Here is a 9191-nt window from a genome sequence, read left to right on the forward strand (position 1 = left end):
CGGCGTATTATCACTTTATCTCAGTGGCAAGAAATAACTGGCTCAACCAGTCACTGAAAATACGTACTCGAGGGGAAAGCTGGCGGTTGTGAGGATACAGGAACGAGACTGGCATCGGGGGTGGTGCGTATTTTGGTAGTATCTCAACCAAGGTGCCGGCGATTAAGTCAGATTCGATATGGTAACGAGGCACTTGAATAATACCCAATCCAAGACGTGCGGCTGCTACAAAGCTTTCTGCACCACTGACTGATAGAACCGTCGGTAATTTTATTTGCTGAGTTTTAGTATATGAAGACGAAGCAGAGGGTAGATATGCGCTTTCTGTTATTACCCTGGAGGACGGTGCTTTATTATAACCTGTTGTTTTATCGCGGCTAAGGGTGCTGTCAGTGCCAAATTCCAGTGGCATCAGGCTACCGGTTGCGCTAGAACGAAAACCTACCATCTGATGACCTGATAATTGGTCCAACCGGAGTGGGGTACCCTGTCGTTGTAAATATTGAGGTGCAGCACAGGTGACTTGTGGCAACAGCGCCACTCGGCGGGCGACCATATCGCTGTCTTGTAAATTACCTACACGTAGCACCCCGTCAATACCTTCTCGAATAAGGTCGACCAAGCGGTCACCTTCACTGATAAATAACTCAATGTCAGGATATTGAGCAATAAAATCAGGTAATTGTGGCAAGACGAAATGGCGGGCTAGCGTGCCCTGTACATCAATTCGTAACAAACCCCGTGGCTTAGCATTGGCAAAGGCCATTTCAGCATCTTCAATATCAGCAATAATACGCAGACAGCGCTGGTAGTAAGCGCCACCATCCAGCGTAGGGCTAACATGTCGGGTAGTTCGCTGCAATAAGCGCACATTTAAACGCTTTTCGAGCTGTTTAATAGCATCTGTCACTGTAGATCGCGGTAGATTTAAATCTTGGGCGGTTTGGGTAAAACTGCGTTGTTCCACTACCCTGATAAATACCCGCATTGCATCAATTCGGTCCACGTGATTGTTCGCTTTATTCGGATAGTGTTAACGAATAATAGATGATTATCCGAAACGATAAAAGTGGCATTCTCTGTTTGCGGGCGGTTAAACATAGCATGCTCCACTTGCTGGATAGCAATCAATGCATCGTCACAAACGATAAAACACACGTCGAGGAGAAAATCATGGTGAATACAACCGGGCAGGTTGCCATTGTAACCGGAGCATCACGGGGTATTGGCGCAGCAATTGCTGAGCGTTTGGCTCAGGAGGGGTATACCGTTCTAATCAATTATGCCCGGAGTGACATTGAGGCGGAAACACTGGTGCGCAAAATTCAACAAGCGGGCGGAAATGCAGTGAGTGCGAAGGGGGATATCAGTGATGCCGCAGCGGTTGCACAGTTATTTTCTCAAGCAGAAGCTGCGTTTGGCGGGGTTGATGTCTTGGTCAACAATGCTGGAATTCTATCTCTCAGTGCCATTGCAGACAGTGATGATGAACACTTTGACCGCCAGATCGCCATTAACCTGAAAGGGAGCTTTAACGGGATGCGTGAAGCGGCAAAGCGTTTGAAAGATGGCGGCCGCATCGTAAACTTTTCAACCAGTGTTGTCGGGCTGAAACTGGAAAAATACGGTGTTTATGCTGCAACCAAAGCGGCGGTTGAAACCATGACAGCTATTCTGGCGAAAGAGTTGCGGGGGCGTAATATCACCGTTAATGCTGTGGCTCCTGGGCCGACGGCAACCTCGCTCTTCCTTGATGGTAAATCACCAGAATTAATTGAAAAAATGGCGAAAATGGCGCCACTAGAAAGATTAGGAACGCCAGAGGATATTGCAGCAGCGGTGGCTTTTCTGGTTGGAAAAGACGGTGGCTGGATTAATGGGCAAGTTTTACGCGCCAACGGTGGCCTGATTTAGCCTGTGGTGAACACGTGGAAAGGTCAGGGGAGCCTGCATTGTCAGAGATAACAATTAATCGCGACTGTCATAAAAGCGTCATTCGCTTGTTCTAGTATCCGTTGTAACCAATCAATACAAATTGTATTACTGTTTTACAACAAGGAATTATACCGATGCAGAACCGCGTATCCACTTTGTCCGGCATAGCGTTATCCACTCTGATACTCACCAGTTCATTGTTTACACCGAATGCTGTTGCTTCCGCCACTGGCTTATATGACCGTAGCGCCAAGGGAGATGTCACTCAATTTGGTGGGGCACGACGTTTGACCGGTGATCAGACACAGGCTCTTCGTGATTCGCTTTCCAATAAAACCGTAAAGAATGTCATTTTACTGATTGGCGATGGTATGGGCGATTCAGAAATCACCTCAGCACGTAACTATGCTATGGGGGCCGGTGGTTTCTTTAAAGGAATTGATGCGTTACCGCTGACAGGGCAATACACGCACTACTCATTAGATAAGAAAACGCAAAAACCAGACTACGTGACTGACTCGGCTGCCTCCGCAACAGCTTGGTCCTCAGGTGTAAAAACGTATAACGGCGCGCTGGGTGTTGATGTGTTCGGAAAAGATCACGTCACCTTGTTGGAGTTAGCGAAGAAAGCCGGTAAAGCAACCGGTAACGTTTCAACTGCTGAACTGCAAGATGCCACTCCTGCGGCACAGTTTGCTCACGTAACTGGGCGAAAATGCTATGGCCCGGAGGAAACGAGCGAGAAGTGCAGTAGCAATGCGCTGGAAAATGGTGGGCGCGGTTCAATTACTGAGCAGATGATTGCCGGGCGCGCGGATGTCACATTGGGTGGTGGCGCTAAATCATTCAGCCAAGTCGCTAAAGCCGGTGAATGGAAAGATAAATCTCTGCGTGAACAAGCCCTGGCTCGAGGTTATGTTATTGTCGAAAATCTTGCTGATCTGAATGCAATAAAGCAGGCAGACCAACAAAAACCGCTATTAGGGTTATTTAGCCCAGGTAACATGCCAGTACGTTGGCAGGGGCCGAAAGCGTCTTATCATGGCAATTTAGATAAGCCGCCGGTAGTTTGTGAAAACAATGCTGAGCGTACTAAAGATATTCCAACCTTGGCAGTGATGACTGAAAAAGCAATTGACCTGCTGAAACATAACGAAAAAGGATTCTTCTTACAGGTTGAAGGGGCATCCATTGATAAACAAGACCATGCGGCGAACCCTTGTGGTCAGTTCGGTGAAACTGTCGATTTGGATGAAGCAGTACAAAAAGCACTGGAGTTTGCGCGTGCAGACGGTAATACCTTGGTTATTGTGACGGCAGATCACGCGCATTCCAGTCAAATTATTGAAGCAGATGCAAAAGCTCCTGGCTTAACACAAGCGTTAACCACGAAAGATGGCGCAGTTATGGCGATAAGCTACGGCAACTCTGAAGATGATTCTCAAGGGCACACGGGTACCCAATTGCGCATAGCAGCTTACGGACCGCATGCGGCAAATGTGGTTGGTCTAACAGACCAGACCGACCTGTTCTTTACCATGCGTGATGCTATGGCGATTAAATAAGCCACGATACACCTGTTACAACACAATTCCCTGAATAATCCCGGTGCAATAATGGCCGGGATTTTTAGTTTCTGTTAGCCACGATTATATCCATCCTCTAAATATCACTGATTTACATTATCATTCCTTACCAATTGTTATAATAATAACATTTTAATTCATGTCAAACTCCTGTCGTTCCCATGCTGCGCACTTCAATTGCTGCGATCTTTGTCACACACATAACATTTGTCAGCTGATAATGTTATTGCAATAACATTTCGTGGTGAAAATTAGAATAAAGGGGTTAACAATGGATATTGCAGTAATTGGTTCCAACATGGTTGATCTGATCACCTATATTGATGAAATGCCGCAAGTCGGGGAAACATTGGAGGCACCGAATTTTGAAATTGGGTGCGGCGGTAAAGGGGCCAATCAGGCGGTTGCCGCTGCCAAGTTAGGTGCCAATGTGATGATGGTTACTCGGGTTGGTGATGATCTGTTTGCGGAAAATACCATAAGAAATCTACAAAAAGCTGGGGTTGATACCCAGTATGTAAAAGCAGTTACAGGGGCCTCGAGTGGTGTGGCTCCGATTTTCGTCGATAAATCATCACAAAATCGAATTTTGATTATCAAAGGCGCTAACAATCATTTGTTACCCGCGGATGTCGATGCTGCTGCTGATGCGCTCAAAGCTTGCCAATTGATTATTCTACAACTCGAAATTCCGCTGGAAACGGTCTACGCCGCTATCGACTTTGCCCGCCAGCACCAGATTAAAGTCATTCTTAATCCAGCCCCCGCATCTAAAGCATTGGATATCGGCTATGCATGTCAGTGCGAGTTCTTTATGCCAAATGAAACTGAGCTGGCGATTCTGACCGGAATGCCAGTTGATAGTCTGGATAACATTTACCGTGCGGGGCGCAGCTTATTGGATAAAGGGTTACATAACCTGATCATTACTTTGGGGCATCGCGGCTCATTATGGATGCACGGTGAACACATTGACCATGTGCCACCGGTTAGTGTCCACGCCATCGACACCAGCGGCGCAGGTGATGCTTTCATTGGTTGTTTTGCTCATGAATATGTCCAGCACGGCAATATATTAAAAGCGATGGAAATGGCTTCTGCTTTTGCAGCCTACAGTGTCACAGGAAAGGGAACCCAACGTTCTTATCCTGATGCGTCGCAATTTATTGATTTTTTAAAGACCCTACACCAAGGAAAATAAAATGCGCCTTAATACCGTTCAACTGCCAGATGGCTATTTAAATAAAACGCCGTTATTCCAATTTATTTTGCTTTCCTGCTTATTCCCGCTATGGGGATGTGCAGCTAGTCTGAATGATATTTTAATTACTCAATTTAAAAGCGTATTTGCACTCAGTGATTTTGCCAGTGCACTGGTACAAAGTGCCTTTTATGGCGGTTATTTTCTGATTGCTATTCCTGCCTCTTTGGTCATCAAAAAAAGCAGTTACAAAGTTGCTATATTAATCGGGTTAACACTTTATATTATCGGATGTATGTTGTTTTATCCTGCCTCCCATATGGCAACATATACTATGTTTCTGGCCGCTATTTTTGCCATCGCTATTGGTTTAAGTTTCCTTGAAACTGCTGCTAACACCTACAGCTCCATGATTGGTCATAAAGACTATGCCACTTTACGGCTTAATATCAGCCAAACTTTCTACCCGATCGGCGCATTGATGGGGATAGTACTCGGTAAATACCTGGTATTTCAGGAAGGTGATAGTTTACACAACCAAATGGCCGCGATGACGCCAGATCAGATTCATGCTTTTCGTCTTACGATGTTAGAACATACATTGGAACCTTATAAATATCTGATTTTTGTTCTGCTGCTGGTTATGCTGTTATTTGTTATTACTCGTTATCCTCATTGCAAACCACAAGGTGATAGCGGTAAAAAAGTGGTTTCACCGTCATTAAAAGAAACCTTAAAATATTTAGCTGGGAACAGTCGTTTTAAAAAAGGCATTGCGGCGCAGTTCCTCTATGTGGGTATGCAAGTCGCAGTATGGTCCTTTACGATTCGCCTGGCCTTAAACCTGGGCGCATCTAATGAACGAGATGCCTCGAACTTTATGATTTACAGTTTTATTTGCTTCTTTATTGGTAAGTTTGTGGCCAACTTCCTGATGACACGATTTAAAGCCGAAAAAGTGTTAATTGCCTATTCTATTTTAGGTGCATTAACGCTGCTTTATGTCGTAACCGTACCCAACTTTACTGCGGTATATGCAGCCGTATTTGTCAGCGTCTTGTTTGGGCCCTGCTGGGCGACTATCTATGCAGGCACCCTGGATACAGTAGACAACAAATATACCGAAGTGGCCGGGGCCATTATTGTGATGTCGATAGTGGGGGCCGCAGTGGTACCAGCATTACAAGGGTTTGTCTCTGACCATCTTGGTTCAATGCAACATGCATTTTTTGTCTCATTATTGTGTTTCGCCTATGTTGGTTTCTATTTTTGGGGTGAACTGCGCAATAAACAACGGACAAGTGCGGCAACATTGGCAAATAATGAGTCTTAATTGAACCGGGAGTAACAATAAATGACCGCCAAAATAACGCTAATCCGTGAACAGTTCAGTCACCAGGAGCAAGAGATCTATAGCAGTAGTGATTTTACTGTTATCAGTTTTAAATATGCCTCAGGTATTGAAGCTCTGAAAATTGTTAATTCTCGTGGGTACCTGACCGTTTTACCTTATTACGGCCAAATGATTTGGGATGCGGAATTTGATGGACATAACCTGAAAATGGAAAATATGTTCTCTCAACCTAAGCGCGGAGAGAACATTGTTGATACCTACGGTTGTTTTGCTTTCCATTCGGGTTTGCGCCGTAATGGTTGTCCATCGCCTGAGGACGACCATGTATTACACGGCGAGATGCCTTGTGCTGAAATGGACTACGCTTGGCTCCTTATTGACGGCGACACACTTGCCGTCACGGGCAGTGTGGAATATGTGAAAGGGTTCGGTGATCATTATTGTGCGCAACCGCTGGTTAGGCTCAGGGCCGGTAGCGCGCAGTTCGATATTGAGATGAAGGTGACTAACTTATCCAGTATGCCGATGCCTTTGCAATATATGTGTCATATGAACTACACCTATATTCCTGGGGCCACTTTCCGTCAAAACTTACCCGGTTCAGCACTGAAATTGCGTGAGACAGTGCCGGCACATGTACACCCAACCCCGCAATGGTTGCACTACACCCAACAATTACGGGAAAGAACTCAGGGATTAACCGATTTAAATGAATCGGAGTTTTACGATCCAGAAATTGTATTTTTTGCCGATAATCTTGCGCAATATGTTGATAATGCAGAATTCTTTATGTTGTCCCCGCAAGGACATCGTTTTGTGACTCGTTTTTCCACCGCGCAGTTTAATTATGCTACTCGTTGGATTTTACATAATGGCGATCAGAAAGTGGCTGCATTTATTTTACCTGCAACCTGTCGCCCGGAAGGGTATTTGGCGGCGAAAGAAAAGGGGACGTTATTAATGTTATCCCCAGGAGAGAGCCGCCATTTCAGCGTGACCACCGGAGTGGTTTAATAATGTTGTATGCTGGCAGAAAATAGCTATGTTATTAGCGGGCAAGGACGCCCGCAGAGCCGTTAAGTAAATGCAAAACCACTGAAAACTAAATACGACCGTAAAAAGTCATTCTGGCTGTCTCGGATAGCGCAATATCGGGTTGAGCATTATAGGCTAACACTACCAGCATTCGTGTGATATTCCCTTGGGTCGGCGTGACCCGGTGAATCGCATTTCTTCCACGAAATAGCACTAAGTCCCCCGCTTCAATTTGCAATGTTTTAGGTGTGACCTGTTGGTTTAACAATTGTTCCACTCCTGAGTAATTCATCTCTCCTTTATCGGCATCGCGCATCTCTTCAATATATTCAAAGACGCCACCCGCTTGCGGTTTTTGTACTAATAAGGTGATGGCGAATGATGAATTATCAAAATGCCAACCTAACTCTTGGCCTTGACTGGCATAGTGCAAGTTAATTGAAGAAAGCGAATCGGCGTAAGGGTAGAGTTGTTTTTCATCTAATACGGCACACAAGAAGTCTTGGAAATCTTGCGCATTGTACAGCGTTCGTAATGCGGAATCGGTAGGGATCTCTTCGTCAGTAATACAGCCTTTTGATGAGGTAACCAACCGATTACGAGGATGGTCAGCAGGGAAGGCGGGATCGGCTTTGGTCAGATAAACATTATGCTGATTAGCGGCATAGTAAGCTCGATGCTTATTACTGACGCCTTCTTGTTTAATACTACTCAGCGCGCGGGGCTGCAAGAAGCCTGATAGTACCAAGGCACCGTATGTTTCTAACGTGTTCTTGCACTGTGTGATGAACATAACATCGTTGATTGGGTTGGTTTCCATATTAATAATTTCGCTGAGCTGCTGCATATATCCTCCCAGTAATGCTAAATGTTGCTTGGTTTCTGTTCCTAACTGTATAGGATTAGTTGTAACTGGAATAACAATAAAACGTTACTGTTAGGTTAAGTTTGGCTATCGGTATCAATATAATGCGTTATGGATAAGGGAGGCTGTTATGAATAGTTTGAAGGCTGTTCGTTTGCCAAAGTTAACCACCATTTTAGCATTCGAGACAGCTGCTAATACCGGCAGTCTGGCCAGTGCGGCGGCCCGGTTATCATTAACGCCAGCGGCGGTTAGCCAGCAAATACGTCAGTTAGAGCAACATCTGGGGATTCAATTATTTGCCCGTTCGAAATCAGGCGTTGAACTGACCTCGCAGGGTAGTGCCTATTTAGCTTATGTACAGCAGGCATTTGAAACATTACGGATGGCCCAACAGGGTATGGCGCGAGATAAAGGCAATATATCATTGAATATCTCAGCACTGCCCGCCCTGGCGAGTCGATGGCTTAATCCGCATCTCAAGCAGTGGTTAGCCCAATATCCCGATGTGGATATTCGGATTCATGCTACTCACGGGGTGGTTGATTTCAATCGTACTGCGGCAGATTTTTATCTGGCTTTTGGTGATGAACATTATCCCCAGCAAGAGAAAGAAATGCTATTTCAGGATTGGGTTTTTCCGGTTGCAAGCCCACTGCTATTAACTACCCCTTGGCTTGATGGTAAACACAACATTATCTACCCAATGATACATGTTGATTGGGGCAAAGAAGGGCAGTTCTTACCTGATTGGCATGAATGGCTGCTGTCAGCAAAATTAGATGAGTGTGTTCCCAACCGAGGGCCAATCTACAACTTAACCTCCATGGCGATTGATTCGGCCGTGGCGGGGAACGGTATTTTACTGGGCCAACAACATTTGATTAAAAAAGAATTAGATGAGGGGGGTTTAATTCAGTTGTCTGAACATAAATTACCCGTTACAAAACCTTATTATCTAATTTATCCCAAGCGAACCCTGGACAAACCAAGAGCGGCGGAGTTTATCCAATGGTTGCATAGTCTTTGCTAGCTGAATGCATAATCAACTGGCATAATTGATTTATTGTGCATTCTGGCCTGTTGTTATGGTGGGCAGATGCATTAAATTAAAACACTGACTTATTATTTAACCTGTAAATTGCACTTAAGTTAAATTTACAGGTTTTCTCTACGGCTTTTTGCCGTGGTTTATTTGTGTAAAAACGGTGTGTG

8 protein-coding genes are annotated in these 9191 nt (G+C 45.1%); 6 read left to right on the top strand and 2 right to left on the bottom strand.

The window, feature by feature from the left end; all coding sequences use genetic code 11:
* Window positions 1-10: 10 nt before the first annotated feature.
* Entirely contained in the window at window positions 11-1006 is a 996-nt protein-coding gene (locus V1952_RS06135) for a LysR family transcriptional regulator (protein ID WP_372559060.1), read from the bottom strand.
* A gap of 167 nt (window positions 1007-1173) precedes the next feature.
* Between V1952_RS06135 and V1952_RS06140 the strand changes: the two genes are divergently transcribed.
* From V1952_RS06140 to V1952_RS06160, 5 genes are all read left to right on the top strand, one after another.
* Entirely contained in the window at window positions 1174-1914 is a 741-nt protein-coding gene (locus V1952_RS06140) for an SDR family oxidoreductase (RefSeq protein ID WP_372559059.1), read from the top strand.
* Between the two features lie 155 nt (window positions 1915-2069).
* The gene (phoA, locus tag V1952_RS06145) at window positions 2070-3500 is read left to right on the top strand and encodes an alkaline phosphatase (protein WP_420074464.1); all 1431 of its coding nucleotides are present in this window, start codon (window positions 2070-2072) and stop codon (window positions 3498-3500) included.
* Between the two features lie 292 nt (window positions 3501-3792).
* Entirely contained in the window at window positions 3793-4722 is a 930-nt protein-coding gene (gene rbsK, locus V1952_RS06150; protein WP_372559057.1) for a ribokinase, read from the top strand.
* 1 nt (window position 4723) lies between these two features.
* Window positions 4724-6055 (top strand): L-fucose:H+ symporter permease, encoded by a 1332-nt coding sequence (gene fucP / locus V1952_RS06155; protein ID WP_372559056.1) that lies wholly within the window; start codon window positions 4724-4726, stop codon window positions 6053-6055.
* Between the two features lie 21 nt (window positions 6056-6076).
* Window positions 6077-7090, top strand: coding sequence for an aldose 1-epimerase family protein (locus V1952_RS06160; protein WP_420070824.1), 1014 nt, complete (start codon window positions 6077-6079; stop codon window positions 7088-7090).
* 88 nt (window positions 7091-7178) lie between these two features.
* Here V1952_RS06160 and V1952_RS06165 read toward each other — a convergent pair whose 3' ends face one another.
* Window positions 7179-7958, bottom strand: a complete 780-nt coding sequence (locus V1952_RS06165; protein ID WP_420074465.1) for a HalD/BesD family halogenase — start codon at window positions 7956-7958, stop codon at window positions 7179-7181.
* Between the two features lie 148 nt (window positions 7959-8106).
* Between V1952_RS06165 and V1952_RS06170 the strand changes: the two genes are divergently transcribed.
* The gene (locus V1952_RS06170; RefSeq protein WP_420074466.1) at window positions 8107-9009 is read left to right on the top strand and encodes a LysR substrate-binding domain-containing protein; all 903 of its coding nucleotides are present in this window, start codon (window positions 8107-8109) and stop codon (window positions 9007-9009) included.
* Window positions 9010-9191 lie beyond the last annotated feature (182 nt).

Origin of the sequence: Yersinia sp. 2542 StPb PI (assembly GCF_048593855.1) — a bacterium.
Taxonomy (GTDB): Bacteria; Pseudomonadota; Gammaproteobacteria; order Enterobacterales; family Enterobacteriaceae; genus Yersinia; species Yersinia enterocolitica_E.

What these genes read in the sequence shown, in the direction of transcription:
- V1952_RS06140 (WP_372559059.1), top strand. Translation starts at nt 1,174, where the DNA reads ATGGTGAATACAACCGGGCAGGTTGCCATTGTAACCGGAGCATCACGG.
- phoA (WP_420074464.1), top strand. Translation starts at nt 2,070, where the DNA reads ATGCAGAACCGCGTATCCACTTTGTCCGGCATAGCGTTATCCACTCTG.
- rbsK (WP_372559057.1), top strand. Translation starts at nt 3,793, where the DNA reads ATGGATATTGCAGTAATTGGTTCCAACATGGTTGATCTGATCACCTAT.
- fucP (WP_372559056.1), top strand. Translation starts at nt 4,724, where the DNA reads ATGCGCCTTAATACCGTTCAACTGCCAGATGGCTATTTAAATAAAACG.
- V1952_RS06160 (WP_420070824.1), top strand. Translation starts at nt 6,077, where the DNA reads ATGACCGCCAAAATAACGCTAATCCGTGAACAGTTCAGTCACCAGGAG.
- V1952_RS06165 (WP_420074465.1), bottom strand. Translation starts at nt 7,958, where the DNA reads ATGCAGCAGCTCAGCGAAATTATTAATATGGAAACCAACCCAATCAAC.
- V1952_RS06170 (WP_420074466.1), top strand. Translation starts at nt 8,107, where the DNA reads ATGAATAGTTTGAAGGCTGTTCGTTTGCCAAAGTTAACCACCATTTTA.